The organism is Nitrincola alkalilacustris, assembly GCF_008973755.1.
Lineage (GTDB): Bacteria > Pseudomonadota > Gammaproteobacteria > Pseudomonadales > Balneatricaceae > Nitrincola > Nitrincola alkalilacustris.
Genome location: NZ_WBOM01000006.1, coordinates 120,661 through 145,704 on the forward strand (window position 1 = coordinate 120,661; position 25,044 = coordinate 145,704).

25 protein-coding genes are annotated in these 25,044 nt (G+C 53.4%); 19 read left to right on the forward strand and 6 right to left on the reverse strand.

The window, feature by feature from the left end; all coding sequences use genetic code 11:
- Positions 1–21 precede the first annotated feature (21 nt).
- Positions 22–309 carry an acylphosphatase gene (locus F7R27_RS12390; protein WP_151704586.1) on the forward strand — a complete coding sequence of 96 codons (288 nt, stop codon included), beginning with the start codon at positions 22–24 and terminating at the stop codon, positions 307–309.
- 37 nt (positions 310–346) lie between these two features.
- Positions 347–1,267, forward strand: coding sequence for a universal stress protein (locus F7R27_RS12395; protein WP_151704587.1), 921 nt, complete (start codon positions 347–349; stop codon positions 1,265–1,267).
- 35 nt (positions 1,268–1,302) lie between these two features.
- Here F7R27_RS12395 and xthA read toward each other — a convergent pair whose 3' ends face one another.
- The gene (gene xthA / locus F7R27_RS12400) at positions 1,303–2,118 is read right to left on the reverse strand and encodes an exodeoxyribonuclease III (RefSeq protein ID WP_151704588.1); all 816 of its coding nucleotides are present in this window, start codon (positions 2,116–2,118) and stop codon (positions 1,303–1,305) included.
- A 362-nt stretch (positions 2,119–2,480) separates the two neighbouring features.
- Between xthA and F7R27_RS12405 the strand changes: the two genes are divergently transcribed.
- From F7R27_RS12405 to F7R27_RS12435, 5 genes are all read left to right on the forward strand, one after another.
- Positions 2,481–3,083, forward strand: a complete 603-nt coding sequence (locus F7R27_RS12405; RefSeq protein ID WP_151704589.1) for a DJ-1/PfpI family protein — start codon at positions 2,481–2,483, stop codon at positions 3,081–3,083.
- Positions 3,084–3,211: 128 nt separating this feature from the next.
- The gene (locus F7R27_RS12410; RefSeq protein WP_151704590.1) at positions 3,212–3,631 is read left to right on the forward strand and encodes a GNAT family acetyltransferase; all 420 of its coding nucleotides are present in this window, start codon (positions 3,212–3,214) and stop codon (positions 3,629–3,631) included.
- A 72-nt stretch (positions 3,632–3,703) separates the two neighbouring features.
- Entirely contained in the window at positions 3,704–4,684 is a 981-nt protein-coding gene (locus tag F7R27_RS12415; RefSeq protein WP_151704591.1) for an NAD(P)-dependent alcohol dehydrogenase, read from the forward strand.
- A 13-nt stretch (positions 4,685–4,697) separates the two neighbouring features.
- Positions 4,698–5,705, forward strand: coding sequence for a serine hydrolase domain-containing protein (locus F7R27_RS12420; RefSeq protein WP_151704592.1), 1,008 nt, complete (start codon positions 4,698–4,700; stop codon positions 5,703–5,705).
- Positions 5,706–6,508: 803 nt separating this feature from the next.
- The gene (locus F7R27_RS12435; protein WP_151704593.1) at positions 6,509–7,165 is read left to right on the forward strand and encodes a YiaD family glycine zipper/OmpA-like lipoprotein; all 657 of its coding nucleotides are present in this window, start codon (positions 6,509–6,511) and stop codon (positions 7,163–7,165) included.
- A gap of 104 nt (positions 7,166–7,269) precedes the next feature.
- Here F7R27_RS12435 and F7R27_RS12440 read toward each other — a convergent pair whose 3' ends face one another.
- Positions 7,270–11,106: a response regulator gene (locus tag F7R27_RS12440; protein ID WP_151704594.1), complete on the reverse strand. Its 3,837-nt coding sequence runs from the start codon at positions 11,104–11,106 to the stop codon at positions 7,270–7,272.
- On the reverse strand, positions 11,103–12,086 hold the full coding sequence (locus F7R27_RS12445) for a diguanylate cyclase (protein ID WP_240776363.1): 984 nt from the start codon (positions 12,084–12,086) through the stop codon (positions 11,103–11,105). Before F7R27_RS12445 ends, F7R27_RS12440 begins: the two co-directional genes overlap by 4 nt.
- A 190-nt stretch (positions 12,087–12,276) precedes the next feature.
- Here F7R27_RS12445 and F7R27_RS12450 point away from each other — a divergent pair, with 190 nt between their 5' ends.
- On the forward strand, positions 12,277–12,768 hold the full coding sequence (locus tag F7R27_RS12450) for a type 1 glutamine amidotransferase family protein (RefSeq protein WP_206060499.1): 492 nt from the start codon (positions 12,277–12,279) through the stop codon (positions 12,766–12,768).
- A gap of 192 nt (positions 12,769–12,960) precedes the next feature.
- Positions 12,961–13,395: a hypothetical protein gene (locus F7R27_RS12455; protein WP_168927501.1), complete on the forward strand. Its 435-nt coding sequence runs from the start codon at positions 12,961–12,963 to the stop codon at positions 13,393–13,395.
- 17 nt (positions 13,396–13,412) lie between these two features.
- Here F7R27_RS12455 and F7R27_RS12460 read toward each other — a convergent pair whose 3' ends face one another.
- A complete protein-coding gene (locus F7R27_RS12460) occupies positions 13,413–13,886 on the reverse strand; it encodes a DUF2231 domain-containing protein (RefSeq protein WP_338088402.1) in 474 nt (157 codons plus the stop codon).
- Positions 13,887–13,952: 66 nt separating this feature from the next.
- On the opposite strand from F7R27_RS12460, the gene coxB reads away from it, so the two are divergent.
- The 5 genes from coxB (at position 13,953) to arsN2 (ending at position 19,338) form a co-directional block, all read left to right on the forward strand.
- Positions 13,953–14,696: a cytochrome c oxidase subunit II gene (coxB, locus tag F7R27_RS12465; RefSeq protein ID WP_206060500.1), complete on the forward strand. Its 744-nt coding sequence runs from the start codon at positions 13,953–13,955 to the stop codon at positions 14,694–14,696.
- Positions 14,689–17,286: a cytochrome c oxidase subunit I gene (gene ctaD / locus F7R27_RS12470; protein ID WP_151704598.1), complete on the forward strand. Its 2,598-nt coding sequence runs from the start codon at positions 14,689–14,691 to the stop codon at positions 17,284–17,286. The genes coxB and ctaD overlap by 8 nt, the downstream gene beginning before the upstream one ends.
- A complete protein-coding gene (locus F7R27_RS12475) occupies positions 17,286–17,660 on the forward strand; it encodes a hypothetical protein (protein ID WP_151704599.1) in 375 nt (124 codons plus the stop codon). The genes ctaD and F7R27_RS12475 overlap by 1 nt, the downstream gene beginning before the upstream one ends.
- On the forward strand, positions 17,651–18,487 hold the full coding sequence (locus F7R27_RS12480) for a cytochrome c oxidase assembly protein (protein ID WP_151704600.1): 837 nt from the start codon (positions 17,651–17,653) through the stop codon (positions 18,485–18,487). The genes F7R27_RS12475 and F7R27_RS12480 overlap by 10 nt, the downstream gene beginning before the upstream one ends.
- A gap of 368 nt (positions 18,488–18,855) precedes the next feature.
- Positions 18,856–19,338 (forward strand): arsenic resistance N-acetyltransferase ArsN2, encoded by a 483-nt coding sequence (gene arsN2, locus F7R27_RS12490; protein ID WP_151704601.1) that lies wholly within the window; start codon positions 18,856–18,858, stop codon positions 19,336–19,338.
- Between the two features lie 252 nt (positions 19,339–19,590).
- On the opposite strand, the gene F7R27_RS12495 is transcribed toward arsN2, so the two are convergent.
- Entirely contained in the window at positions 19,591–20,232 is a 642-nt protein-coding gene (locus F7R27_RS12495; protein ID WP_151704602.1) for a YbhB/YbcL family Raf kinase inhibitor-like protein, read from the reverse strand.
- A gap of 275 nt (positions 20,233–20,507) precedes the next feature.
- Between F7R27_RS12495 and F7R27_RS12500 the strand changes: the two genes are divergently transcribed.
- The 4 genes from F7R27_RS12500 to F7R27_RS12515 all read left to right on the forward strand — a co-directional run bounded on the left by F7R27_RS12500 (position 20,508) and on the right by F7R27_RS12515 (position 23,081).
- Entirely contained in the window at positions 20,508–21,122 is a 615-nt protein-coding gene (locus tag F7R27_RS12500; protein WP_151704603.1) for a trimeric intracellular cation channel family protein, read from the forward strand.
- 169 nt (positions 21,123–21,291) lie between these two features.
- On the forward strand, positions 21,292–21,657 hold the full coding sequence (folX, locus tag F7R27_RS12505; protein WP_151704604.1) for a dihydroneopterin triphosphate 2'-epimerase: 366 nt from the start codon (positions 21,292–21,294) through the stop codon (positions 21,655–21,657).
- 31 nt (positions 21,658–21,688) lie between these two features.
- The gene (gene folE, locus F7R27_RS12510; protein WP_151704605.1) at positions 21,689–22,327 is read left to right on the forward strand and encodes a GTP cyclohydrolase I FolE; all 639 of its coding nucleotides are present in this window, start codon (positions 21,689–21,691) and stop codon (positions 22,325–22,327) included.
- 28 nt (positions 22,328–22,355) lie between these two features.
- The gene (locus F7R27_RS12515; RefSeq protein WP_151704741.1) at positions 22,356–23,081 is read left to right on the forward strand and encodes an SDR family NAD(P)-dependent oxidoreductase; all 726 of its coding nucleotides are present in this window, start codon (positions 22,356–22,358) and stop codon (positions 23,079–23,081) included.
- 4 nt (positions 23,082–23,085) lie between these two features.
- Here F7R27_RS12515 and F7R27_RS12520 read toward each other — a convergent pair whose 3' ends face one another.
- Positions 23,086–23,997 (reverse strand): LysR substrate-binding domain-containing protein, encoded by a 912-nt coding sequence (locus tag F7R27_RS12520; protein WP_151704606.1) that lies wholly within the window; start codon positions 23,995–23,997, stop codon positions 23,086–23,088.
- A 123-nt stretch (positions 23,998–24,120) separates the two neighbouring features.
- On the opposite strand from F7R27_RS12520, the gene F7R27_RS12525 reads away from it, so the two are divergent.
- Positions 24,121–25,002 (forward strand): PhzF family phenazine biosynthesis protein, encoded by an 882-nt coding sequence (locus F7R27_RS12525; protein WP_240776364.1) that lies wholly within the window; start codon positions 24,121–24,123, stop codon positions 25,000–25,002.
- Positions 25,003–25,044: the final 42 nt, after the last annotated feature.

Here is a 25,044-nt window from a genome sequence, read left to right on the forward strand (position 1 = left end):
CTTATATCAGAGGGCTAATAGATGGCTAAGATCTGTTTGCATGCCATAGTGACGGGCCGCGTTCAGGGCGTCTGGTTCCGTCGTTTCACACAGGAGCAGGCCGAGGCCAATCAGGTGACTGGCTGGGTACGCAACCGACCGGATGGCAGCGTAGAAGCGCTGCTCTGTGGCGAGGAGAAAAGTGTTCGCCATGTCGAGGCCTGGCTCAACAAAGGGCCAGAACTGGCCAATGTAGCCGAAGTGGTCTCGACACTGCAGGAGTGGGATGACCAATATACAGCCTTCACTATTTTGCGAGAGCGAGAATAGAACCATCAGACAGCTTCCAGGCTGATAGAGGTGCACCATGGACACGATTACCCGGCTGCTGGTCAACCTCAGCGACGAGGCAGACCATGATGTGCTGCTGCATAAGTCGAAAATCCTGGCAGCAATGACCGGCTCACATATCGAACTGTTTCAGTGCTGCTATAACGCCGCGCTGAGCTCGCTCAACCTGCTGAAAAGTGAAGCGCGCGAGAGTGTGCAGCACCAACAGATGCAACGTACCGAAGCGCATCTGGATCTACTGGCCAAGCGGCTCAATCGCAGCGGCATCGCGACAGATACCGACGTGACCTGGTCGCGCCATCAGGCCGAAGGGGTGATCACCAAGGTGGAGCGCTACGCACCGGATCTGGTGCTGCACCAACTCGCACAGCATCCCTACCTTTTACATTACCTGCTGGCCCCTCAGGACTGGCAGATCCTGCGTGAATGCCCCTTACCACTGCTGCTGACCAAAGATAACCCCTGGCCTGAACATCTGCGCATTGCTGCCGCGATAGACCCCTTCCATCTGCATGATGAAGAGGGCTCGCTGGATAACCAGATACTGGATACCGCCGAGATGCTGGCAACCCTGCTGGGTGGTGAGCTGCACGTTGTGCATGCATTCAATGTGCTGCCGCAATCGGCGATTATCGAAGAGGGAGGAGTAGCGGACTACCGCGGCTTGCAGGAGAAGGTCAGCGAGCGCCATAAGGATCGCCTGCATCAGATCATCACCGAGTTCGATCCCGATCTGGAACCGAGCTGTATCCACCTGCTGGAAGGGGAAACACACAAGGTACTGCCACGTTTTGCCGAAGAGGAGCGGATAGACATTATGGTGATGGGATTCTTCGCACGCGGCTTTATCGACCGCTTGCTGATCGGCAGCAGCGTCGAGCGGATGCTGGACTCACTGCCATGCGACATCATGGTCGTAAAAAAGCCGGTGTCTTGACCGGCTTGTGTGTCGGTAGTGTCAGCAGCTAAGTATCAGAAGTCGAACTCAGTCCACACAGGCGCATGGTCCGACGGTTTCTCCATTCCTCTTACCGCATAATCGATACCACTATCGACACAGCACTCAATCAGCGGTGCAGTTGCCATTATTGCATCGATCCGCAGGCCACGCTTCGGCTCCGCCTCAAACCCCTTGCTGCGATAATCAAACCAGCTGAACAGGTCATCACGCCCAGGATAAAGCGCCCGATAGCTGTCCTGCAGCCCCCAGTCCTTCATCCGCTGCAGCCACTCACGCTCCTCCGGCTGGAAACTGGTCTTGCCGGTCTTGAGCCAGCGAAGGCGGTTCGCCTCACCAATACCGATATCGCAATCCTCACCGGAAATGTTCAGGTCCCCCATCACCACAATCGCCTGATCCGGGCTGAAACGTGTCTCCAGCATCTGCTGCAGATCCGCATAGAACTTGCGCTTGGCCGGGAATTTGATTTCGTGCGTAATGCTCTCACCCTGTGGGAAGTAACCGTTGATCAGAATATAAGGATTGCCCTTGGGGCTGACAAACTCACCCAGAATCAGGCGGCGCTGTGCATCATCAGCATCGGTTACAAACCCTTTCTCAACCTTGACAGGCGGCTGTTTAGACAGCAGACAAACGCCGTAATGGGTTTTTTGGCCATGAAAGTGCGCGTGGTAGCCAAGCGCCTCGATATCCGCAAGCGGGAAATCTTCATCGGTCACCTTGGTTTCCTGAATACCGATCACATCCGGTTGGTGAGTATTGATCAGCGCTTCCAGCTGGTGCATCCGCATGCGGATACTGTTGGTATTGAATGAAACCAGTCTCATGGTGACGTCTGCCTTTAAAAGTTCGTGTGCAAGGCGGTCTATTCTAGTCAGCGATGGGGGCTGGAGCAAATTCAGCGGAGCATGCATTGATCACACAGACTGTATGGGCTAAGTTCAGTTGAACAATCTGGATGTGTCGACCTGCTGTGATGGAGCATAGGTGGGGGGGCGGCATAATGTCAGCGAGCAATGGACTGTGGTCATCACGCAAAATGTGTATCATCACAATTACAGCTTCGGTGATTTTTCACCAGACCATCATTTCTATGATCCGTTCCCTGATGTGGAGCATTACCAACGCGTGTATAGCAATGCCTTGTAACAAGGCACGTCATTTTGCCCCCTCATAAGGTGTACCGACCATGCATATAGCGATTCTTACTTTTCAGGGGTTCAACGAGCTCGACTCACTGATTGCGCTGGGGGTGTTGAACCGTATCAAGAAACCAGACTGGCGAGTGACGCTCTGTTGCCCCGATGCAGAGGTGATGTCGATGAACGGTGTCACCGTACACGCGCAGTCGATGCTTGAGGAGGCGGCCACGGCAGATGCTGTGATTGTCGGCAGCGGTATGCAAACTCGTGACATCGTCAGTAATCCTGATTTAATGGGTCGTCTGTCACTTGATCCCACCAAACAACTGATTGCCGCACAATGCTCGGGTACGCTGATTCTGGCCAAGCTTGAATTGTTAGGCGCTGTACCGGCATGTACCGATCTGATTACAAAACCATGGGTGCAGGAAGCAGGCGTAGAGGTTCTGAATCAGCCGTTTTTTGCCAAGGGTAATATCGCAACTGCAGGCGGGTGCCTGGCTTCATCCTATCTGGCCGCGTGGGTTATCGCCAGACTGGAAGGGCTGGACGCCGCAGCTGCCGCGCTGGATTACGTTGCACCTGTTGGTGAAAAGGAGTCATTTGTGGCCAATGCGCTGAAGAACATTCAGCCTTATTTGGGTGAGTGATCGCGTCTGCTTGATCTGTGAGTAATCATTTGAATCAAGGGCGGGCTGTTGATACCGGGGATTTTGATATTCACAGTATTAGATCCGACAGGCTTGTTAACACTCTATATAGGGACAACTGACACAGAATGGAAATAAAAGCATTTGAAGATAGATACAAGGATGATGTGATTGAGCTTTGGAGGGAGTGTGGTCTGGTTGCCCCTCAGAATGATCCAGCCAAGGATATTGAGAGAAAGCTGAAAGTGGATCCTGATCTTTTTCTTATTGGGCTTGTCGATGAAACGGTCATAGCGACAGTAATGGGTGGCTACGATGGACATCGAGGCTGGATTAATTATTTGGCAGTGAAACCTTCGCAGCAACGCAAGGGCTATGGTCAATCCATCATGCAGGCTGTTGAAACGCTCATCAGGCAGAAAGGCTGCCCAAAAATAAATCTGCAAGTTCGCTCGTCTAACAAGGCTGTCATTGAGTTCTATTCTGCTATCGGGTACGGCAATGATAATGTCGTTGGGTTGGGTAAGCGGCTTGAACATGATTCGTAACCAAGCGTAGTATTCGTCTGATAACCCCTTGACTCAGTATCATAGATGAAGAGCCGTGCTGGAAAAAACACAATGAAAGCAATTATCTATGAGAGATATGGTCCGCCAGAAGTGCTTCAGTTGAGGGATATCGAAAAACCGATTCCAAAAGACAACGAAGTCCTGATAAAGACTTATGCCACAACGATCACATCAGGCGACTGGAGGGTGCGGAGCCTGAATGTTCCTACCGGCTTCGGGCTCATCATTCGACTCGCATTTGGTATCTCGAAACCCAGGCAACCTGTACTTGGTACGGAGCTGGCCGGGGTCGTTGAGTCGGTCGGCAAAGCGGTCAGGAATTTCAAAATCGGCGATCAGGTTTTCGTGTTCAATGATACCGGCATGGGTTGTCATGTTGAATACAAGTGCATGCCGGAAGATGGCATGGTGTCGCTTAAACCGTCCAGTTTGTCCTTTGATGAAGCTGCAGCGCTGTCCTTCGGCGGGACTACCGCGTTGGATTTCTTGAGAAGAGGGAAGCTGCAAAGCGGTGAAAAGATACTGATCAATGGCGCTTCCGGTGGAGTTGGTACTGCCGCTGTGCAGCTCGCTAAGCACTTTGGGGCAGATGTAACGGGGGTGTGCAGTACGGCGAATCAGGATCTGGTCGCGTCTCTGGGCGCCGATCATCTCATTGACTACACAAAAGAGGACTTCACGAAAAACGGTAAAACCTATGATGTCATTGTAGATACTGTGGGTAACGCACCGTTTTCGCGTACCAAAAACTCTCTGGCCAATAAGGGACGCCTTTTGATGGTTTTGGCAGATTTGCCCGACATGCTGCAAGTTCCGTGGGTGTTGATCACGAGTAGCAAAAAGATCATCGCTGGGCCTGCAACCGTGCGGTTAGAGGATTTGCATTTTCTGGCAGAGCTGGCTGAGGCAGGGCAATTCAAACCAGTCATGGATCGACGCTATCCATTTGAACAGTTTGTCGAGGCGCACCGTTACGTCGATACAGGGCGCAAGAAAGGCAATGTCAGCCTGATTCTGGAGCAGGGTGTGTAAATACAGAGTTCGAATGAATACAGATAGTGCTGTTACTGTGATGCATGAGTTCCTTAACCGTTCACCTCGAACGTCAGTTGAGGTTCAGCTCGTACTTAACGATGAGACATGGCTCTGGCGACATGGTAACGCCGAGCATGTGCAATCCCCGGTGTTCGAGATTGGCTCGATCGGCAAGACCTTTACTTCAACACTGCTGGCACTTTTACTTGAGCGCCAGCAGGTAAGTCTCTCAGACACGGTGGAGCGCTTCTATCCGAAACTGCCATGGGGTAGACAGGTTACTTTGCAACAGCTTGCCAGCCATACATCGGGTCTTCCGGCCAATCCTTTCAGTCAGTGGCAGATGATGAGGCGAGGGCGCCAGTTAGCTGAAGCATTTCAGGCGGATGACCTGATGGTTTTTCTCCAGCAGTTGCCGGCAACGCTAAAGGCGGGTGGCAATGCGCGCTATTCCAACGTCGGTATGGCTCTGCTGGGTCGTATTCTCGGTGATGTATATGGGAAGTCGTATGGCGAGGCTGTGCAGGATTTGATTTTACAGCCACTGGGAATGTATGACACGCATCTTGACCCATCGCACTATGATCCAGAGCGTTTGATCGATGGGCATGATGCAAGTGGCAGACCGGTGCCGCCCTTTAGGTGGAAAGGCATGGAGGCGGCTGGTGTATGGCGATCGACCGGCAATGACATGATGACTTTTCTAGGCGCTCAAATGGGCTTCTACGGTAGCCCGTGGGATTCATTGGCCAAAACGACCACGCAGCCATATGCGAAAATCAGCCAAGACACGCAGGTTGGTCTGGGTTGGTTGCTGAGCCCGATTAAGCCGCACGGCATGGCCGCTTGGCACAGCGGAGGTACTTTTGGCCAACACAGCATAGCGGCTTGGTCAGTGGAACAATCCGCTGCCGTTGTGGTGCTCACTGATCGAATTCCACCCTGGTGGCACCACCTGATGCCTGGCCGCCAGCTTGAGTTGGTTCCACAGCGGTTGGTTTTGGCTATTCGAGGTTAAACACAAGGAGTAGTCACTGAACATGGCAAGGAATAGCAACCAAAGCGGGCCAATTGAATCAAGGTTGATCGGCCGCTCGCATCTCTGTTTTTTTCTGTTCCCACAGCGGCTTTAATTTGGCTCGGGATCAACAAAGAGTTGGCATACTGGGGTTATCTGGCGGGGCCTCATAAAGGTCGAGACGTGGTGGTAGTCTTGTGCCTCATCAGGAGGCACAGCGACGGTTTCAGTTGGCCACAAGCAAGAAGAGGGGGATCAAAGGATCCCGGAAGGTGTATAGCAGTTACTAATGTAGCTATGGAAGAGATTTGGCGTGCTGTGCCTAACGGAACACCAATCCGCATTGAGCAGTAAGCGCATCGTAATTTACCGACAACGCGTAAAACAAGCTGCTTCAATCTGTAAAAGAAATGAAAGCGGGCAAAGTCGCACTAGTCAGCCGTGTGGAGCCTGTTGAGAGATCAAAATCGAAACTCTGATAGGTAAGCTGAAAGCAAGTCAGAATCAGCCAGAGAGGAATCGGGCCGGTGTCAAAGCCGGTCCGGAGGCCGGAGAAGGAGCGCAGTACCGTGATATGGCCTAGTTCATCAGCTAACCAGTGGCTGTTGTCGTACGGTTTATCCGTTGGTTCGCTCCTCCAAAACCGCCGCAAAGAACTGTGTTGAGGCAATATGAAAGTAGTGCATTACGCATCTGATGCGCCTTGGGTAGGCAAGATGAGAGTCCATAAAACTTATCTTTCGGCATGGTGTCTAATTATTAGATAAATTTCTGTTTTAACAACAAAAAATATAGGCACGAGCATGACTAAATGGCGCAATCTCGCATTTGCTGCAATTGGCATTACTCTTCTGGCGGGTTGTACCACTAACCCCTACACTGGCGAGCGTGAAGCCAGTAAAGCAGGGGTATATGGTGGTGTTGGTGCAGTGGCTGGCGCTGTGATCGGGGCGGCTACTTCGAGTAAGGAGGACCGAGCCAAAGGAGCAGCAATCGGTGCTGCAGTGGGTGCCGCAGCAGGTGGTGGTTATGGTTACTACGTTGACACCCAGGAGGCAAAATTGCGCGAGACCCTGCAGGGTACTGGCGTGGATGTACAACGCAATGGTGATGACCTGAGGCTGATCATGCCCGGTAACATCACTTTCGCAACCAACTCGTCAGATATTTCCAGCAGCTTCTACCAGACCCTCAACTCTATGGTCTCGGTGTTCAATGAGTTTGATCAGAACGGGATCGACATTGTCGGGCATACCGATAGCACAGGTTCGATGGAGCTTAATCAGAACCTGTCGAATCGCCGTGCGCAGAGTGTCGCCTCTTATCTGGCTTCCAATGGTGTAGCTGCGTCGAGGATATCCTCTTACGGAGTTGGGCCTAATCAACCTATCGCCAGCAACGCCAACGAGGCGGGTCGTGCGCAGAATCGTCGGGTCGAGATCAACCTGCGTCCTATGTGAAGCGACGGATTACCATCAGTATCGAGATCAGATAGTGAAAGGCCCCTGTAAAATGGGGCTTTTTTGTATGTGGTATCAGCTGATTCCCTCTGTGCCGGTCAGGTTCAGGTGGCGTCTTTTGCGACATCAAGGATCCGGCTGGCTAGAGGGAAGTCGAGGCGTGCCATGGCTGCATCAAGCTGGATCAGCTGCATAGCGTTGAGCCGACTGGCCAGCGCCGGGCGTTGGCTGCTGAACAGATCAACGGCTGCAAAGTCGTTTTCCGCCAGCAGTTCCTGAAGCCTGGTAATCTCCTGCTGCGAAATATCGGGAGCAAGGCCTTCCTTCTCAGGCATCTCATCCAGATGAGCTCGGATGGTGGAGAAGGTGGCTTCGAGCGCTTCTTTGAGCGTTGCAAGTTGTGTCATTAAGGCCTCCAGAGGTGCATCCTTTATGGCAGCTTCCAGAGTAGCAGCCGCCTCGGCTATATCCTGAGCACCGAGGTTGGCGGCGGCACCACGCAGGGCGTGAAGTCGATGTGCGGCCTGCTCGCGCTGGCCGGCATTCAGGTCGTCTGCGAGCTCCCGGTCCACTTCAGCAAACTCAGTCGTCAGGTTCCCGAGCAGCCTCCACAGCAGCGGCATCTTGCCGTCAAGTCGCTTGAGCGCTGCCCGGGTGTCAATGCCGGGCAGTACCGGGAATGCGCTGATATCGATATCATCTCTGTCAGCTTTTACCAACCTCTCTGCCTGCTCGACCCCTTTGGTCAGCCGCAACAGCTTTGAGATCATTTCATCCACGTCGAGTGGCTTGGCAATATGATCGTTCATTCCCGCTCGCAGGCAGTCGTCACGATCAGACTTCAATACGTTGGCGGTCATGGCGACAATGGGGAGTTCACTGAAACGCGGATCCTGCCGCAATCTGCGCGTAGCTTCCAGACCGTCCATCTCCGGCATCTGTACATCCATCAGCACCAGATCCGGCAGGTTTGTCTGAGTGGTGAGAATATCCAGAGCCTCTCGGCCGGTGGAGGCAAGTATCACATCTGCTCCTTTCTGCTTCAGAATATCCCGAGCGACCTCCTGATTGATTGGATTATCCTCGGTTACCAGCAGTCTCATGCCCGCCAGCGGCTGTGACGAGGTCTCTCTGCTACTAGCGATGGACGGCAGGCGAGTGGCCAGGGCAGCGCGCAGAAGCGAGGGGGTGGCAGGCTTGGAGATGATGCCGTCAAAGATACTTTCATCGGCCTGGGAAAGAATCATCTCGCGGCTGAAGGCTGTCACTACCAACACGATCATCGGTTCCTCAGTGGATTGATTTGAGCGCAGGCGTGTTGCGGCCTCAAGGCCGTCGATTCCCGGCATGCGCCAATCCATGAGCACAAGCTCGAAGGGCTTGCCGGCTTCATAAGCGGCTTTGTGCAGGGTAAGGGCCTCTTCACCGGAGGCAGCAGTGGTGACTTCCCAGCCCAGGTGCTGGCACATTTCTGCCAGTGTCTGGCGCGCTACCTCGTTGTCGTCCACCACCAGTGTCCGGTAGTTATCCACCAGCGGTGAATGAGCTGGCTTCTCTCCCTCCTTGAAGGGCAGCGTGAAGGTGAAGCAGGAGCCCTTGCCTTCTTCGCTCTTTACCTGAATATCACCGCCCAGCAGGTGCACCAGACGATGGCTGATGGTCAGTCCCAGGCCGGTGCCACCATATCGGCGGGTGGTAGAGGTGTCGGCTTGCTGGAAGGCCTGAAACAGTCGGCTCTGATGCTCTTCGCTCATACCGATACCTGTATCGGTGACCCGAAACTCAAGCGCTAGATCCTGCTCTTTGCTCGCCGTGCGGTTAACTTCAAGCACGACCTGGCCTTTCTCGGTGAACTTGATGGCATTACCGAGCAGATTGATCAATACCTGTTGCAGGCGCAGGTCATCTCCCCAGAGATAGTCGGGTACATCGGGTGCAATACGGAACAGCACTTCAATGTCGTTGGCTTCGGCCTTTACCGAGATCATGGTGGCCAGGGTACTGAGCAGCTCATCGAGGTTGAAGTCCTGAGGGGATAGCTCCATCTTGCCGGCTTCCACCTTGGAGTAGTCAAGAATATCGTTGAGAATCGCCAGCAGTGAGCGTGCTGCCGTGTTGATCTTCTGCACGTAGTCATGCTGTTTGGGCGTCATTTCGGTCTGTTCGAGTAGATGGGCAACGCCCATGACTGCGGTCATCGGGGTCCGGATTTCGTGACTCATATTGGCAACGAATTCGCTTTTCATCCTGCTGGCGGCTTCTGCAGCCTCACGCGCTTCCCTCAGTGTGTCTTCAAGACGCTTCTGCTCGGTGATGTCCCAGTTCATGCCGATGATCAAACGTTTTTCGCGGTGAGCGTCATACTCCACGGTGGCAACAGCCCGCATATGGCGAATTTCACCATCGGGCCAGATAATTCGAAAGTTGGTATCGAACTCGGCTTTTCCCGCCAGCATCGCTTCGAGCATTGCCTGGGTGCGAGGGTAGTCTTCGGGATGGACACGCTGTTTCCATGTATCCAGGTGGTACCAGCCAGCCCCTTTTTCCTGATAGAGCTCGGCCATTCTGTCGTCCCACCAGAGATTATTGGATGGAATCTCCCACTGCCATACGCCCATGCCTGCAGAACGGTTGACTAGTTTCAGACGTTCGGACACTCTCTCAAGCTGGATCTCTGCGGCAACACGATCAGTAATGTCCATGCCGAAGGAGACCAGGACCAGTGGATGCTCCAGATTGTCAGCACCTTCCACCAGACTGTTGCGCCAGGAGATGATGCGCTGTTGCTTATCCCTCGTTTGCAAAGTGCTTTGTTCGCTCCGTGGAGCGGCTTCAGGCTGGTGGGTAGTGGCAGCATCTTCACTGGGTACCAGCGTATTCCAGTTTTTTCCCAGTACCTCCTTGCGCGAGTAGCCGGTCAGTTGCTCCGCTGCTTCGTTGAAAATGCCTATCCGCCCCTGAGCATCCTGGCCCACTATCAGCACATTGGCACCTTCGATCAGGTTTTCTGCGAAGTCCCTGGCCTTGAGGAGTTGCCGCTCCCGGCGCCGCAGCCGTGAGATGATAAACAGCATCAGCGAGATAAAGGCCATGCCGGTCAGCGCCTTGACGATCGACTTACCACGCCATTCGACGAATACATCGTCGGTGCTCCAACTGACGTTTACGAACATCTTCTCAGCCCCGATATCACGCATGACCATCAGGCGCTCCTTACCATCCAGGGAGGAGGCCTCGTGGCGGCGAGTGACGAGATCTGATGTGGCCTGATACTGGATAATGCTGGAGCGCTGACTGATGTCCCTTCCTGTCAGTGTTTCATCATGTGGTGCACGAGCCAGCAGATGTCCCTGAGGCCCGATCAGGGCAGCAAAGGCAGTTGGTCGGTTTCGCAGTGCCTCAAGGTATCCGGAGAAGTGTTCTGGTGACAGGGAAGCCACCACGACGCCTTTCCAGAGATCACTTTCTGTTGAACGGGGGCGAGCAGCAAAGATTACCAACTGATCCGTGAGAGAGCGCACCGGGGGGGTGGTGATCATCCGGTCGACCCCAACTTCCAGCGCGCGCTGATAATAGGGGCGGTCGGAAGCATCATAGCCTACGAGATCGGGCGATGAGCTGAACTGGATGACGCCCTTTTCGTCGGTGATCGAGAGGTAATTGATCTCAGGAAATGCTTCGGCACGAGCGCGCAGAAAGGTCGACAGTTCTCTATCCAGCTCAGGCGTGAGCGCTTGATTAGCTTCGCGCACCATATCCTGCAGATTAAGATCCACTGCCCGCAGACTGCCGCTGATCTGGCTGCTGGCGATGCGTGCCAGGTTTTCAAGCTCCTGGTAGGCTGCCTCCAGGGTGTTAACCCGATCTCTCCAGATATCAGCCCCGATCAAACCGGTTACAGAGAGAATCATCACCAGGCTCAACAGCGTAAAACGATTCATGAAGTGACGCTTCCTGCAGGTAGAATGGCTGTTCGAACCTGATTGCGGCCAGCCTTTTTGGCAGTATAGAGCTGCTCATCGGCCAGTTTCAGCAGGGCCTCGGCGGATGTCGTGACGGGTTCCAGCGCCGTCGCTACACCCAGGCTCAAGGTGACATGGGGAGCAATGGCTGAGGCTGCATGGGGTAAGGCCAGCGCCTCTACTGCCTCACGAATGCGCTCGGCAACCTCTTCAGCACCCTCTGTCGGGGTATCAGGCAGCATGCAGATAAACTCTTCGCCACCGAAACGGGCGGCCAGATCGGCGGGACGGTGTATCTGTTCACACACCCCCCGGGCCACATTACGCAGACAAGCGTCTCCGGCCTGGTGTCCATAATGGTCATTATATCCCTTGAAGAAATCGATATCGGCCAGCACCAGTGACAGAGAAGTGCCCTGGCGCTGTGCTCGGCGCCATTCACGTTCGTAAACATCATCAAAGTGGCGCCGATTGGCTATACCGGTAAGTCCATCAAGCAGGGCGATACGGCGCAACAGGTCACGCTGATATTTGAGTTGCAGGTGGTTGCGTACCCGGGCCCTGACGATGGGCGGGCTCACTGGCTTGGTGATGTAGTCTACTGCACCCAGATCAAGGCCTTTCGTCTCGTCCTCCACTTCGCTCAGAGCGGTGACAAAAATCACTGGAATATCCTGCAGACGTGGATCTTCCTTAAGCTGCTTGCAGACGGCGAAGCCGTCAATGTCGGGCATCATCACATCCAGCAGGATCAGGTCGGGTTCGTGCCTGGCGGCCATCTTCAGCGCCTCACTTCCAGAGGTGGCAAAGATGATGTGGTGCTTATCCTTGAGTGTGTCAGCCAGAATCTGGATGTTAGTGGCTACGTCATCAACGATCAGCACTAGGGTGTCCTGAGGCTCGTGAGCAGTCATCATCTCCGTGATCATCTGCTTATTAGAGCCCTCGGGATTTGTCATTATACTGCTTCTCCAAATCGCCTTTGTACTTTGGCCCCTCTTCCGTGAGGCTACGGAAGAGATGGCTACTAAACGTTCACCATAGCATTTATTGTTATATTGAACGAGCAGCATTTGATTCCAAGAAGCAAGCTGGAGATGGAGCAGTGCAAGGAGCGTCAGTCATCAGGTAAAGAGGGGTTAGCAGAATATGCGCTGTTGTAAATTCACTCTGAATGGCGTGACAGTGCACGCGCAGTCGATGCTGGAGGACGTTGCCACGGCCGATGCTGTGATTGTCGGCAGCGGTATGCTAACCCATGAGATTGTCAGCAGCCCTGTCTTGATGACTCAGCTATCACTTGATCCAGCCAGGCAGCATATTGCTGCACAGTGCTCAGGTACGTTGATTCTGGCCAGGCTTGAATTATTAGGCGCTGTTCCGGCATGTACCGATCTGATTACAAAACCCTGGGTGCAGGAAGCTGGCGTAGAGGTTCTGAATCAACCTTTCTTTGCTCAGAACAACATCGCCACCGCTGGCGGGTGCCTGGCCTCATCCTGTCTGGCTGCGTGGATCATTGCCCGGTTCGAAGGGGTGGATGCAGCGGCTAAAGCCCTTTATTACGTAGCACCTGTCGGGGAGAAAGAAACGTTTGTTGCCAATGCACTAGAGAACATTCGGCCCTATCTGCCTGCATGATAATGTCTTACTAGCCCTCCGCTGTTCTCCACGAACTCTCTACTAATCCGTCAGCGGGCAGCTTTTTTTGCCCGCGAGGCGCCCGCTTCTGCTTTTGCCTGCTACAGTTAACATCAATGTTTAGAATGTTTAGTGGATGAACATTTTACCTACGGTTCTGCTGACTTTGCCTGTAACTAATGGAATATGTTAATGGTCTGGTTGCTGTTTCTGCATATATGTAGCCTGGTGATCTGGGCTGCGTCCTTATGTATTTTATTACTGCTTATCTCGCGTGTTGCCTCTGTTGGCCTGCATATCCCCAGCAAAGGCGATAGTCTGGAGCGGCTGTGGTTTACCCGCCTGGCGAGTCCCGCGGGCTTGATGACGATTGTCTCCGGCACGGCTGTTTTTGCCCTTGACGGTAACCTCAACAGTTGGCTGTTGCTTAAGCTGACTCTGGTGACCTGTCTGGTGATCTGCCATGTGGCAGCTGGGCTGCTGATCCTGTATGGCAGCCGGCCAAAGGTCAGTGGTGTGGCGGGTAAATGTACTGTATTGCTCAGCGTCATCCTGTTATTGCTGCTGAGCATTATCGTATTGGTATTGCTGAAGCCTGAGCAGGAGGCCTTGCTGTGGTTTTTGTAAACAGCCGTGCTGCCAGCTCAGGATTTGGCGTCGTCCTGCAGCATATCGTCGATGTTGACGCCGACCGCATATTCATAGACCAGCCGACCACCCAGATAACCGGTAGCAATAATCAACAAGCCGCTGAGCAGCGACAGATAAAGACCTTGAGGCATGATCTGAGCGGCAGCATCAGGCAGGCGGAGCAACCAGTTGAAGGTCGCCAGCGACAGCAGCATCACCGCGAGCATCGCATGGCACCAGCCCGTGATCAGGCGTCTTATCTGGCTTACCAGCAGCATATCCATCAATCCTGCGACACTGGCAATCCAACCACCGATAGCACCAACCCCGACCAGCCACAAGCTGGCTCTGGCCCAGAAGGGGTCGGATGTGTACAAAAATGCGAGATCGGATGCGATCAGAGCAATCAGAGCGGCCACCGGGAAATGGATAAGCCCAGGGTGGATAGGGTGGCCAAACACCTGGATTTGGCTCGCAATCGGTTCCATCGACATATCACACCTCTAAGACGGTTTACGGCTGCTGTAAAGAAGCCACTTCGCCAGAGTGTAGCAGTGATCTGGTCTTGTGGCCTGCTGTTGAGCCAAACAGGTTGTACTGGCCCCTATTCAGCACTCGATCCCCAGGGGCCTGCAGCATCCGAGGTGGCGCTGTTATGGTGGGGCATGTTCGGTTTTGCAACGCTGGTACTGCTGGCGGTTGTGGTGCTGTGGCATTACGCGATAAAGCGTCGGGCTGAGCATGTTCCCGCAACAGGTACCAGTCGATGGATTATCTGGGGTGGGCTGGCGCTACCGACAGTGAGTATCATCGTTTTACTCATCGTGGGCGTGCCGGTGGGGCACCGTATGATGCCGCTGCCTGATGAAAGCGCATTGCAAATTCAGGTGACGGGGCATCAATGGTACTGGCAGGTCGCTTATCCTGAACATGGCCTGCAGATGATTGATGAGCTGCATATACCGATCAATACCCCTGTGCACCTGCACCTGACCAGCGCCGATGTGATCCATTCCTTCTGGGTGCCAAGGCTTGGCGTCAAGCTGGATATGTTACCCGGTCGCACCAATGTGTTGCGTCTGGAAGCCTCGGCAGCGGGCGTTTATCGTGGTCAGTGCGCTGAATATTGCGGGCTGGGCCATGCGCATATGCAATTTACGGTAACAGCACATGACGAACCGGCCTTTGCCAACTGGCTAAACGAGCACAATACCACGGAGCAGGAACGACATGAGCCAGACTTACTTAAACCAGACGTGCATGAGCCAGCCGCGCATGAGGCAACCCTAGATGAGTGACGCCAAGCCAGCATCATCGCAGTCTGAGGCTGTCAGCCATCTGGCCCGGGTGTGGGGCAATTTACCGGGCTGGGGCAGTTTAGCGGCGGTAAATCATGGCACTATTGGTCTGCGTTTTATGGTTACCGGGATGGTTTTTTTCCTGGTAGGTGGCGTGCTGGCGATGCTGTTGCGCACTCAGTTGGCGCTGCCGGAGCAGAATATTGTCAGTGCCGAGACCTACGGTCAGCTATTTACCATGCACGGCAGCGTGATGATGTTTCTGTTTGCTATTCCGGTGCTTGAAGGGCTGGCGATCTACCTGATCCCGAAGATGATTGGTGCCCGTGATTTAGTCTTTCCGCGGATCAGCTCGCTGGGTTATTACTGCTACTTATTTGGCGGCATTATCATTATGTCCAGCCTGTTGCTGGGTATAGCGCCAGACTCCGGCTGGTTTATGTATACGCCACTGAGCAGCAGCGAGTTTTCACCCGGGCCGGGCTCCGATTTCTGGCTGCTGGGTATCACTTTTGTTGAGATTTCGGCGATGGCTGCCGGTATAGAGCTGACGGTGTCCATCCTGTGTAGCCGTGCCAAGGGGATGACGCTCAGCCGGATGCCGCTGTTTTGCTGGTACATTCTGGTGATGGCGCTGATGATCGTGTTTGGTTTTCCGCCATTAATTCTTGCCAGTATTCTGTTGGAGCTGGAACGTGCTGCCGGTATGCCGTTTTTTACTGTGGCGGCGGGTGGCGATCCTCTGTTGTGGCAGCATCTGTTCTGGTTATTTGGCCACCCTGAGGTCTATATTATTTTTCTGCCTGCTGCCGGTATCGTCTCGACCCTTATTCCGGTGTTCAGTGGTCGGCCTATTGTCGGTTATCGCTGGATCGTTATCGCGGTCATTCTCACCGGCTTTATCAGCTTCGGGCTGTGGGTGCACCATATGTTCACCGTGGGCATTCCTCAACTGGCGCAGGCCTTCTTTTCAGTGGCCAGCATGCTGGTGGCGATACCGACTGCCATTCAGGTATTTGCCTGGCTGGCGACCTTGTGGCGCGGCAAGGTGGACTTTCAATTGCCGATGCTCTGGGTCAGTGGTTTTCTGGTCATCTTTGTCTGCGGCGGCCTGACCGGGGTGATGCTGGCATTGGTGCCCTTTAACTGGCAGGTGCACGATACCCACTTTGTGGTCGCTCATATGCATTATGTGCTGGTAGGGGGGATGTTTTTTCCACTGATCGCCGGACTGTATTACTGGTTGCCTTTAGCCTCTGGCCGGATGCCCTCGCCAGTGATCGGGCGCTGGGGTTTCTGGCTGACCTTTGGTGGATTCAACCTGACCTTTTTATTGATGCATCTAACCGGTTTGCTCGGTATGCCGCGGCGAGTTTACACCTATGAAGCCGGATTAGGCTGGGATAGCTTAAATCTGTTGTCGTCGATTGGCAGCTTTGTCATGGCGATCGGTATTGGGCTGGTGTTGCTGGATCTATTACTGCATTTCTGGTTTGGCCAGCGAGCCAGCGCTAATCCGTGGAAGGCCGATACGCTGGAGTGGACGCTGGATATGCCACCGGCCCAGTATAACTTTGCCAGCTTGCCCACTGTCAGCAGCCGCCATCCGCTCTGGGATGATCCGCAACTGGCTGAACGGATTGCTGCCGGGCAAGAGGGCTTGACCGAGGCCAACAGTGGTCTGCGCGAAACCTATGGCACCTCTGCGATCTCTGCTCAGCGGGAGAGGCTTTTCCATCTGCCCGGAAACTCCTGGCTGCCACTATACAGTGCTATGACTCTGGCGGTGGTGTGCATCAGTTTGCTGAGCCGTTGGTATATATTGGCCCTGCTGGTCGTTGTGCTGACAATTGGCTTGTTGCTGCGCTGGAGCTGGGAAAATGGAGGCCATCCATCAGCGGCTCCCTTGCAACCCTCGGATCCAGGGCAGAGGGTTCCCGTACAGAAGGAGCCAGTACAGAAGGGTTCAGTGCAGAAGGGGCCAGTGCAGAAGGGTACCGGGCATGAGTTGCCGCTGGAGTCCAGGACCCTCGATGGCCCCGGGCGCTGGGGCATGATCGTCACAATGCTGGCCAATGGCGCTTTGTATATGTCGCTGCTGTTCGGTTGGTTTTATCTATGGACCGCCGCGCCGCAATGGTCAGCACCCGACAACGGCCCCTTGCCGCTTTGGCTGTTGCTGCTGTGTGGGGTGCCCGCCAGTATCGCCTTGTGGCTGTTCCATCGTCTGTGCCAGCGTCTGGCAGTGGGCGACGCTCTGCAGTTGCAACGTCAGTTGTGGTTGAGCGCCGGTTTTGGGTTGCTGCATTTTTTGATGTTGCTGGTGCTGTTTATGATGGCGCCGCTGGATTATACCAAAAGCGCTCATGATGCCGTGCTGATGGTTATTTTGCTGTATCTGCTGGGCCACGCTGGGCTGGCAACAGTGTTAACCGCCATGCAGGCGCTCAGAGTTGCGCGCGGCTACGTCAGTGCCAGCTTGCCCTATGAGCCGCAGGTGATAAAGCCGCTGTGGTTCTATTACCTGGCGGTGTACTGGATCAGTGTCGCGCTATTCTTTATGTTGCCACTGGGGTGGGGGACAACGTAATGAGCAAGCTCACCTGGTTTGCGCCGGGCCATCCAGCTCAGATTGTGATTGGTTTTGTTATCTGGAGCATCTGGTTTATTGCCATGTATGGCGGCTTATCCGTGGCTTGCCAGTTGGCACCTCCTGAGGTGGAGAAGGGCGCGTTCACCTGGTTGAATGGCGGTTTAATTGCGTTTACTCTGCTGGTGTTTGCGCTGCTGTTGTTTCTGGCATGGCGCAGTGGTCGTTACTGTGCATCGAAGCACAAGGAAAGCGATGATGCTGTCGGGTTTGAGCGCTTTGTCGGCTACGTCAGCACTGTGTTGTATCTGATCGCCGCAGTCGCCACTTTGGCTGGGGGCTTGCCGGTGTTGGTTTTATCACCATGCAGCTAAAGCATCGGCAATGGCTAAACCTGCTACCAGGCTTGCTGGTGTTGGCCAGTATCAGTCTGCCGGTACAGGCGCATAACCCCTTACAAAGCGAAGGCGCCAGCTTCTGGGCCGCTCTGCTGGCGGCAATGATGCTGGCGCTATTCTGGCTGTTGTATGCACTTGGCAGCATTAAGCGGCCGCCGCGGTTATGGCGTGCGCTGATGTTTCATGCGGGCTGTCTGATCTGTGCGTTTGCTGTAATCGGGCCGCTGGATGCCTGGGCTGAAACCAGCGCCAGTGCGCATATGGTGCAGCATATGTTGTTAATGGTTGTGATCGGCCCTTTGTGGGCATTAAGCCTGCCCTTGCCGCAGTTTGCAGCTGTTACCGGTCGCTGGGGGCGTGTTGCCTGGCAACCACTGCTGAAGCTGGCAACCTATCCGCTCAGCCTGGCCTACCTGCATGCGGCTGTCGTCTGGTTCTGGCATACCCCGCGCTTTTACGTGCTGGCACTGGAACATCCCTGGTGGCACTTGGTAGAGCATATCTGCTTTGCGTTCACCGCAGCCATGTTGTGGTGGGCCGTATTACACTGTACCGAGCGGACACGTAGCTGGGCGCTGCTCGCCTTATTGTTTACCCTGATGCACACCGGTTTTCTGGGTGCTATTCTGACCTTCGCCGACACCCTGTTGTATTACCCCAGCCATCAGCTCGATGATCAGCAACTGGCTGGTTTGCTCATGTGGGTGCCGGGGGGATTGCCATATATGCTGGCTGCTGCCTGGCTGGGGTATCGCTGGCTACGTGGTATCGCAGCGGATAGTGAAGAGGGTAAATATCAATAGCAAGTCTTTTGATCTTGAGAGTTCTTGCTGATCGGAAAAATTGGGCCAAATTACTGGATGGCTGTCGTCACATACAGGGTAGGGTGTATTCGTCTGATTTCAGTCAGACTCTTCCGAAAGAAGGAGGTTGATCGCGATCACAACCATATACCTGCTGCGTGGAATCGTGGGGTTTTTCTTTGCTTTTGTCGCGACAGGTGGAAATAGTCCTACCTTCTGGGTGGTGAGTTCCACCATCTGCCTATTCTTTGGTGCAGTACACGCAATAGGGCTAGTAAGATCCTGGGCTATTCTCAGTGGTGCATAGGCTCGGAGTAATAGAACAAAGCCAATGCATTCACCGGGTTTCATGTTAACGGGCGAAGATTATGAACATTGAACCACTTGAAGTGACTGATGAGGTTGAAAGCCTACTGAGCAGCGCGGGGCTCCCTGTTGCTGACCTTCGCAATAGTGGCCAATTGCAGCTATTTGGAGTGCGCTCGGACGACCAAATCATTGGCCTGATCGGTATAGAGTCGCATGGAGCTGTCGGCTTGTTACGCTCACTGGTAGTGATCGATACCCATCGAAAGGGTGGCTACGGTCAGGCATTGGTCACTCAGGCAGAAGCTTGGGCGTGCAGGAATGGCATGAAAACCCTATATCTCCTCACCACGACCGCTTCTGATTTCTTTGCACGGCATGGTTATGTGGAGGTATCGCGATCGCAAGCACCAGATTCCATATTGGGTACTGCTCAGTTTGCGGGCCTATGCCCGGCGTCGGCTTCATTTATGTGTAAGGAGCTGGATGGCTATCGTGAATTTGAGGAAGTGCTCCGGGCAGATGGGGTTGATTTTGAAATATAACTTGGCCAATTCATCTCCCGTAACTTCAAGGAATGTTTCTCTGGAGTTCAGCGAGGGTGCAACTCTCCCGGATAAGTTCAGCGTACTGGAGGGAGAAGGGAAGTTTCGCCGACACATCAAGCTCTTTTCGGAGCAGGATATTTCAGATAAGCACTTTCGCGAGTACCTCGCTCTGGCACTCGCGGCGTCGGCAAAGTCGTGAGAATAAACATACTGGCAGGGTGAGTACCCCTGCCAGATGAAGCCTGGTCCTCAGAGCTCCGGATTAAGCGTATAAGTTGTGTTGATGCTAGCGCTGGCCAGAATGTGACCCTCCAGTGCCGCCACTATATTGCCACCGGTCAGCTCACCCTGAACTTGAAGTGTCTGAATATCCAGCGCGTAGAGCGTGAAAATATAGTGATGCAACCGCTCATCATTCCAGGGCGGGCAGGGGCCATCATATCCGAAATAGTTACCCTTCATGTTCTCATCGCCAGCGAACCTCTCATCGCCAGCGAACCAGGCGGTGTAGTCGTTGATGCCGTGGCGCATGCCATCCGGCGCTACAGGACCGGATTTGCCATTGGGGGTTACGCCCCGACAGTGGCTACCCTCGGCAATCTCAGTCGTGGTTGCCGGGATATCCAGAAGTAGCCAGTGGTAAAAATCCACTCGGGGCAGTGACGCCGGCACTGTGCGCCCTTCCTGATTCACATCATCACCCTTGCTCGGTACATCAGGATCATGGCAGATCAGCACAAAGGACTGAGTGCCCTCTGGTGCCTCGCTCCAGGCCAGATGAGGGTTGATGTTATCCGACAGCGTAATATGATTCTCTGTTGCTATTCGGGCAAAGGCGTACTGCTCAGAAATCGGCTGGTCTGGTATCAGGCTATTACTGACGAGTTTCATGTTCATTCCCTGTAGAGTGATTATGGTTTCAAGGGTATCGTTTGAAATACAAATAATAGGCAAGTATGACCATGATTGTCATTGAGCGTTCACAGGCACTGGCGCGTTTACGCCGCCTTGCCTTGTCTGCACAGGGCTTCGGTATCCGCTTCATACCCGCCAGCGGTGATCAACTGTGCCTGTTTGCATAACCCGGCTTTCTGGTTCTGCTTTCACTTTTATGTCACAGACAAAGCATATAAGCTGATGCCATCGTTGGCAGAGAAGCATCTATCATGTTGGATTGGTTTTATATTTCAGATCTGCTGGGTGTGGCGGTATTCGCTATCTCCGGAACATTGCTGGCGTTTCGCAAGCAGATGGATGGCTTCGGCGTTGTTGTATTGGCATCCGTTACGGCTGTCGGTGGTGGTACGACACGGGATGTGATTCTCGATGTGCCGGTGTTCTGGCTTCATGATCCGACCTATTTCTACGTGATTCTGGCATCAGCCGTGGCCTGCATTATCCTGCTCAGATTTCGGCCCCATAGTCAGTTGCGCTATCTGCTGATTGCGGATGCCTTTGGTATCGCGTTCTTCACTGTTCTGGGTGCCGGTAAAGCCCTGGATATGGGTGTCAGCGCTTTTACGGCGATCATTCTGGGTACCATGACGGCAGTATTCGGCGGGCTGATCCGAGACGTAATGGCACGTGATGTACCCCTGGTGCTGAAAAGTGATTTGTATGCCACCACCTGTATCGCTGGTGCGATTGTGTTTGTGCTGCTCTATGAATGGCACCAGATGATTGCGATGTCAGCGGCGATGCTCACTACACTGTTGTTGCGTCTGGGAGCGATCCGTTATCACTGGTCAATTCATGTATTCAAGGACGTTCAAAAGCCCTGATCCCCTTGCACGGTCGCTACCTTAGAACCTTCGATGATGCTGAGAAACGAAGCATTGCATTGAGGTAAATAAATACTGTAGTAAAATGCTAGGTTTTTTGTTGCCTGTAGTGCTCCATTATCGAGCTTTAGTGCGTAAGTTCACTGAACACAGGCCGGAGACTGATTAAATGCCTTTAAGCAATGCCATCATCAAGATTACAAATCTGCGACTCAGAACCTTTATCGGATTCAACCCCGAGGAGCGTGAAAAAAAACAAGATGTAGTGATTAATGTGGAGATCCATTATCCGATTAATCGTGGGTGTTTATCTGATCATGTGGACGCTGCGCTGGATTATAAGGGTATTACGAAACAGATCATTGCACATGTTGAAGACGGGCAGTTTCTCTTACTGGAGAAGCTGGTATCTGATGTGCTCAATATCTGTGCAGAGCCGGATGTAGTGACCCATGCCCAGGTACGAATCGACAAGCCTCATGCATTGAGGTTTGCAGACTCTGTCTCCTTAACCCTTCATTACGATAAGTGCTGAATCACAACTAAAGCACGCAGGAGCACTCAGGATGATATCAACGGAAGCCGCACGCGTTCGTCAGGTTCTTATTGATCGTGGGCTGGAAACACCCCTTACAGCGGATAGCTTAACTGCAAACGAAAAGTATGAAAAAATCAAGAAATCCATGACTGATGTGGTTGCGACCCTCGGCCTGGATCTGGGTGATGATAGCCTGGCCGAAACGCCTCATCGTATTGCCAAAATGTATGTGTATGAGATTTTCTCTGGCCTTGACTATGCCAACTTTCCTACCATGTCGCTGATCGAAAACAAGATGCAAGTGGATGAAATGGTCAAGGTTTCTGAGATAAATCTGACCAGCACATGCGAACACCATTTTATTACTATCGACGGCTCAGCCAGAGTAGCCTATATACCGGGTGACAAGATTATTGGATTGTCCAAGATCAATAGGTTAGTCAGATTTTTTTCACAAAGACCTCAAGTTCAAGAGCGTCTTACACAGCAGATCCTGATAGCACTGCAAACCTTGCTCGAGACTGATAATGTCGCCGTTTCAATAGAAGCTACACATTATTGCGTGAAGTCGAGAGGGGTCATGGATGTCAACTCGCGAACCTCCACGACGGCACTGGGTGGTGTATTCAAGAGTAATATTCATACCCGAGCTGAGTTTTTAAAGTAATAAAGGCAAATTCCATGTGGATAAATTAATGATTAAGCATTGGGTGATTGTCGGTGCCAGTGGCGGCATCGGCTTGGCATTGGTGAAAACCTTGTTAGCTCAAGGGCATCATGTCTCTGCTATCAGCAGGCAAGAAGCTCACACTTCTATTGCAAACATGCCTGATGGAGCTCTTAGTTGGTACAAGTTGTCTTCTGCAGAACAACCCGAAGCCGCCAACATATTCTCTGCCATTTTTGCAACTGAAGTGGATGCAGTGATTTTGTGTCAGGGCTGGTTACATGGAGGTGGTATGTTACCAGAAAAAAACCTGCGTCAACTCAGCCGTGCAGCACTCACACAAAGCTTGGAAATCAACTTGATTAATCCGTCTTTGTATCTGCAATGCATGCTACCGTTTTTACAAAAACAGGCTGGCGTTAAGGTTGCGCTGTTGAGTGCCAAGGTTGGTAGTATTACCGATAATCAGTTAGGTGGCTGGTATAGTTACCGTATGGCAAAAGCTGCGCTGAATATGCTGGTCAAATGTGCGAGTATTGAATTGGCACGTGTTAACAAAACGGCCAGCCTGATTAGTCTGCACCCTGGCACTACCGCAACAGAGTTGTCGGCGCCCTTTCAAAAAAATGTACCCTCAGGGCAGCTGCAAACTGCTACAGATACTGCACTGCGCCTGATCAATGTCATGAATACACTAACGCAGGAGCAAACTGGCTGCCTGATCAACTGGGATGGCCATAAGTTACCCTACTAGCACCTCAAGGCTGCTCAAAAGCTTGGGCCTCCTCCCGAAACCACTCTTTGAAAGCCCTGATACGCGGGTTATTCACCTCCGACGGATGTGATACCAGATAGTAGGCGAACTCATGGCTGCGCCAGGGGAGGATCGCCTGCACTTTTCTTTCCTGCAAAAGTCTCCAGGCTATGGAGTGTCGACAGAGGCAAAGTCCCAGACCATCGGCACAGGCCTTCAGTACCAGGCCACTGTCTGAAAACTTCATCATATGTCGGGATGACTCCAGTGTCAGGCCTGCTTCGCGAAACCATGGCTGCCAGGTGTTCCAGGGCTCGCTGGTGTGGATGCTGCTGTCTTCCAGCAGGACCTGTGTATGCAGCAGGCTGGCAGGGCGGGTGTCGCTGAGGGTGTTGATCAGGGCTGATGGGGCAAGTATTGAGACGTAATCTCCCATTAATGGCTCTACATGCAGATCAGGGTAGCGTCCTGTGCCAAAGCGTATGCCGATATCGGCCAGATTGTCACGAAAGCTCAGCATCTGGCTTTCAGCACGTAGCTTCAGCTGCAGCCCTGGATAACGGCTTTGTAAACGGTTCAGTCGCGGAATCAGCCAGTGATGAATAAAGGAGTGGGGCGCCGACAGTGTCAGAGGACCATCGATGCCCTGTTGCCTGAGCGCCTTGGTTGCCTGTTCTATCTGAGTGAAAATGTCAGACAGGCGTTCATGGTAGCGACGGCCAGCTTCCGTAAGCAGTACACCGCGTGGCTGGCGTACAAATAACAGGATATCGAGCCGGCCTTCAAGCTCTTTGATACGGTGGCTGATGGCGGCAGCGGTCAGGTTGAGCTCCTGGGCGGCTGAGGCAAAGCTGCCCAGCCGTGCGGCGGCCTCGAAAGCGCGAAGGGTATTCAGCGGTGGCATGGTGGGTGGCATGGTGGTGTACTCAATGGCTAAATATCAGTAAGTCTATGGGTGATTATAAAGCAGTTTTCATTATTTTTATTAATGCCAGAATGGTGTTTGTATTCAGTTGAAGCATCACGGGAGTAGAACATCATGAGTGGTTATTTATCGATGGGCCATAAACCAAAAGATCAGAAGGCAGGCGGTCACTTATACCGTCTGGCAGCATTTTCAGCCGATCCGGCTGGCGGCAACCCGGCAGGTGTCTGGGTTGGTGAGGCGCTGCCGGATGTAGCGACCATGCAGCGTATCGCTGCAGAGGTGGGGTATTCAGAAACAGCCTTTGTCGCACCAGCCAGTGGCGAAGTCAGAACCATCCGCTATTACAGTCCCTTGGCGGAGGTCAGCTTCTGTGGGCATGCCACGATAGCCAGCGCTGTGGTGCTGGGTCGATTGAGTGGTGTTGGCACCTATCAGTTGGATACGGCCGTAGGGCGCGTACCGGTAACGGTTCAGTCGGTTGATGGTCAGTTGCAGGCGGCATTAACCTCGGTTGAACCCGCGCAGAAACCCGCTTCAGCCGATCTGGTGAACGAGGTGCTGGATCTGCTGCAGTGGTCAGCAGATGAACTGGACGCATCTATTCCTCCGGCCCTGGCCTATGCTGGTGCCTGGCATCTGGTGTTGGCGGCCAATTCGCTGCAACGCTTGAGCAAACTTGAGTATGATTTCGACAGATTGAAGTCGCTGATGCTGAGAGAAAATCTCACCACCGTACAACTGGTGTATCGTGAGCGTGATGATCTGTTTCACTCGCGCAATCCTTTCCCGGTGGGTGGTGTGGTGGAAGATCCGGCAACAGGGGCCTCCGCCGCTGCTTTGGGTGGCTATCTGCGCAGCGCCGGGCTGATCAATAGGCCGAGTCAGTTTCTGATAAGGCAGGGTGAAGCGATGGGGCGAGCGAGCCGGTTACAGATAACGGTACCAGGTGAGGGCGGCATAGTGGTCGCCGGTACTGCAGTGGATATCGATTGATTATCCGAGCTGCGCGGTGATTCCAGAGGTAACAAGGCTTGA

Bases quoted from the DNA above. Each gene is read 5' to 3' on its own strand.
- xthA (WP_151704588.1), bottom strand. From the start codon at position 2,118: ATGAGACTGGTTTCATTCAATACCAACAGTATCCGCATGCGGATGCAC.
- F7R27_RS12525 (WP_240776364.1), top strand. From the start codon at position 24,121: ATGAGTGGTTATTTATCGATGGGCCATAAACCAAAAGATCAGAAGGCA.
- F7R27_RS12395 (WP_151704587.1), top strand. From the start codon at position 347: ATGGACACGATTACCCGGCTGCTGGTCAACCTCAGCGACGAGGCAGAC.
- F7R27_RS12455 (WP_168927501.1), top strand. From the start codon at position 12,961: ATGGTCTGGTTGCTGTTTCTGCATATATGTAGCCTGGTGATCTGGGCT.
- F7R27_RS12420 (WP_151704592.1), top strand. From the start codon at position 4,698: ATGAATACAGATAGTGCTGTTACTGTGATGCATGAGTTCCTTAACCGT.
- F7R27_RS12405 (WP_151704589.1), top strand. From the start codon at position 2,481: ATGCATATAGCGATTCTTACTTTTCAGGGGTTCAACGAGCTCGACTCA.
- F7R27_RS12390 (WP_151704586.1), top strand. From the start codon at position 22: ATGGCTAAGATCTGTTTGCATGCCATAGTGACGGGCCGCGTTCAGGGC.
- F7R27_RS12460 (WP_338088402.1), bottom strand. From the start codon at position 13,886: ATGGAACCGATTGCGAGCCAAATCCAGGTGTTTGGCCACCCTATCCAC.
- F7R27_RS12515 (WP_151704741.1), top strand. From the start codon at position 22,356: ATGATTAAGCATTGGGTGATTGTCGGTGCCAGTGGCGGCATCGGCTTG.
- F7R27_RS12475 (WP_151704599.1), top strand. From the start codon at position 17,286: ATGAGCAAGCTCACCTGGTTTGCGCCGGGCCATCCAGCTCAGATTGTG.
- F7R27_RS12495 (WP_151704602.1), bottom strand. From the start codon at position 20,232: ATGAAACTCGTCAGTAATAGCCTGATACCAGACCAGCCGATTTCTGAG.
- F7R27_RS12415 (WP_151704591.1), top strand. From the start codon at position 3,704: ATGAAAGCAATTATCTATGAGAGATATGGTCCGCCAGAAGTGCTTCAG.
- folX (WP_151704604.1), top strand. From the start codon at position 21,292: ATGCCTTTAAGCAATGCCATCATCAAGATTACAAATCTGCGACTCAGA.
- F7R27_RS12450 (WP_206060499.1), top strand. From the start codon at position 12,277: ATGCGCTGTTGTAAATTCACTCTGAATGGCGTGACAGTGCACGCGCAG.
- F7R27_RS12435 (WP_151704593.1), top strand. From the start codon at position 6,509: ATGACTAAATGGCGCAATCTCGCATTTGCTGCAATTGGCATTACTCTT.
- F7R27_RS12440 (WP_151704594.1), bottom strand. From the start codon at position 11,106: ATGAATCGTTTTACGCTGTTGAGCCTGGTGATGATTCTCTCTGTAACC.
- F7R27_RS12445 (WP_240776363.1), bottom strand. From the start codon at position 12,086: ATGACAAATCCCGAGGGCTCTAATAAGCAGATGATCACGGAGATGATG.
- arsN2 (WP_151704601.1), top strand. From the start codon at position 18,856: ATGAACATTGAACCACTTGAAGTGACTGATGAGGTTGAAAGCCTACTG.
- F7R27_RS12520 (WP_151704606.1), bottom strand. From the start codon at position 23,997: ATGCCACCCACCATGCCACCGCTGAATACCCTTCGCGCTTTCGAGGCC.
- F7R27_RS12500 (WP_151704603.1), top strand. From the start codon at position 20,508: ATGTTGGATTGGTTTTATATTTCAGATCTGCTGGGTGTGGCGGTATTC.
- F7R27_RS12410 (WP_151704590.1), top strand. From the start codon at position 3,212: ATGGAAATAAAAGCATTTGAAGATAGATACAAGGATGATGTGATTGAG.
- ctaD (WP_151704598.1), top strand. From the start codon at position 14,689: ATGAGTGACGCCAAGCCAGCATCATCGCAGTCTGAGGCTGTCAGCCAT.
- folE (WP_151704605.1), top strand. From the start codon at position 21,689: ATGATATCAACGGAAGCCGCACGCGTTCGTCAGGTTCTTATTGATCGT.
- F7R27_RS12480 (WP_151704600.1), top strand. From the start codon at position 17,651: ATGCAGCTAAAGCATCGGCAATGGCTAAACCTGCTACCAGGCTTGCTG.